Below are 2018 nucleotides of genomic sequence, written 5' to 3'. Positions count from 1 at the left end.
AAGAACAGGTGAAAGAAAGAACAATAAATCTGGAAAAGCAATTTGAAAAAAGTGAAAAACAACGAATTGCTACTTTATCTGTTTTAACGGATTTGAATAAGACTACAGTAAATTTGAAAGCAGAAATTACCGAACGCAAGCAGGCGGAAAAAGAGCTCACCAAACTCTCCACAGCCGTAAAGCAAAGCCCTTCTGTAATTGCCATAACAGATTTAGATGGAAACCTGGAATATGTTAACCCTAAATTTACGGAGCTTACCGGATATACTTTTGAAGAAGCAAAAGGCAAAAACCCGAGAATCCTGAAATCCGGTGAGCAACCTGATGAAATGTTTAAAGAATTATGGAAAACAATTTCTTCCGGCAAAGAGTGGCGGGGAGAATTTCATAACAAAAAGAAAAATGGTGATTTGTATTGGGAAATGGCTTCTATTTCACCCATATTTGATGAGCAGGGCAAAATCATCAATTATATAAAAGTGGCGGAGGATATTACAGAAGCTAAGAAAGCACGGAAGGAATTACGTAAGAGTGAAGAGAAATACCGTTCCCTTATTTCAACTGCAGCCGAAGGTTTCTGGATGATCGATATCAATAACAAAACAATCAATGTAAATGATTCTTTCTGTAAAATACTCGGTTATACAAAAGACGAAATTCTTGGTAAAACCCCTTTCGATTTTGTGGATGAAGAAAATGCTGAGATCTTCAAAGACAAGATTTTCAAAGCAAAAGCAGTTGAACATCGTTCTTTTGAAATAACACTGCTTAGCAAAACCGGTAGAAAAATACCCACATTATTTAATGCTACTTCTCAGTTTAACAGCAAAGGAGAGCGTGAAGGTTGCTTTGCCTTTATAACAGATATCAGCGCTCTGAAAGCAGCCGAAAAAGAAATTGCGAACAGATTGAAAGAAAAGACAGCATTAATACAAGAAATATATCATCGAACTAAAAATAATATGGCGGTGATCAAAGCAATGCTTTCAATGGAGTCCAGACGTTCTGACAATGAATTTGTAAAATCCACTTTCAGGGAGGTAAACAATAAGATACAGGCAATGGCACTGGTTCATCAGAAATTATACAAAGCCAAAGACCTTTCTAATATAGATTTGAAAGAGTACATTGCAGATCTTACAAAAATGATAATGCAAAGTTACGGTGTTTTAGCAGAGAAAATTAAAGTTAACTTAGAAATGAATGATATTATAATTTCAATCGATTATGCTGTCCCTCTCGGTTTAATTATCAATGAACTTATTTCTAATATCTTCAAACACGCATTTCCTAATCGTCAGGAAGGTGTAATATCCATTCGTTTATTTAGAGAGAAAGATAAAACTATAAATCTTGAACTGGCTGATAATGGCATAGGCTTTCCAAAAAAATTCGACCCGAGAAAAGATGGTTCAATGGGTTTGGCTTCTGTATTTTCGGTTATAGAATATCAGCTAAAAGGAGAAGTTTCAATTAAATCTGAAAAAGGTTTAAAATGGCATATTAAAATTAATGATGAAAATCATAAGAATAGGGTGTAAAATGGAAAAACAAAAAAGTATCTTAATAGTAGAAGATGAAGTTATTCTTTCAGCTTGGCTGAAAATGCAACTTGAAGATGAAGGTTACCTGGTTTGCGGTCGTTTTGCAACCGGAGAAAAAGCAATTGAATTTGTAAAAGAGACTAAACCTGATGTAATTCTAATGGATATTCATTTGGTAGGTAAAATTGACGGAATAGAAGCTGCTGAGCAAATATTAGAAACCTCAAATATTCCAATTATATTTATGACAGGTTATGAAAATAAGCAAGTTGCTGAGCGTGCTCAAAAGATAAATCCTGTTGCTTTTCTTATAAAACCTGTAGAAATCTGGGATTTGAAACCGGTATTTGAATCATTATTTAGCTGAGTATTAATAGAAAATTACCTACAACATTGTGCTCCACAGCCAAGCAAGAAGAAAAGCAAGAAGAGTCGTGGCAGCACTGTCCATTAGCTCCGTAATCAAAAAATATA

The 2018-nt window shown here is 34.4% G+C and carries 2 protein-coding genes; both read left to right on the top strand.

Translation table 11 applies throughout. From position 1 onward, the window contains the following. On the top strand, positions 1–1541 hold a 1541-nt coding region (locus U9P79_08575; GenBank protein ID MEA2104676.1), incomplete at its 5' end, for a PAS domain S-box protein. A 1-nt stretch (position 1542) separates the two neighbouring features. Then, positions 1543–1911, top strand: coding sequence for a response regulator (locus U9P79_08570; GenBank protein ID MEA2104675.1), 369 nt, complete (start codon positions 1543–1545; stop codon positions 1909–1911). The last annotated feature ends 107 nt before the right edge of the window (positions 1912–2018 follow it).

The sequence above is a fragment of the Candidatus Cloacimonadota bacterium genome (assembly GCA_034661015.1).
Classification (GTDB): Bacteria; Cloacimonadota; Cloacimonadia; order JGIOTU-2; family JGIOTU-2; genus JAYEKN01.
This window is presented reverse-complemented; position numbering and strand designations above follow the sequence as displayed.

Excerpts from the sequence above, each read along its gene's own strand:
- U9P79_08570 (MEA2104675.1), top strand. The coding sequence starts at position 1,543 with ATGGAAAAACAAAAAAGTATCTTAATAGTAGAAGATGAAGTTATTCTT.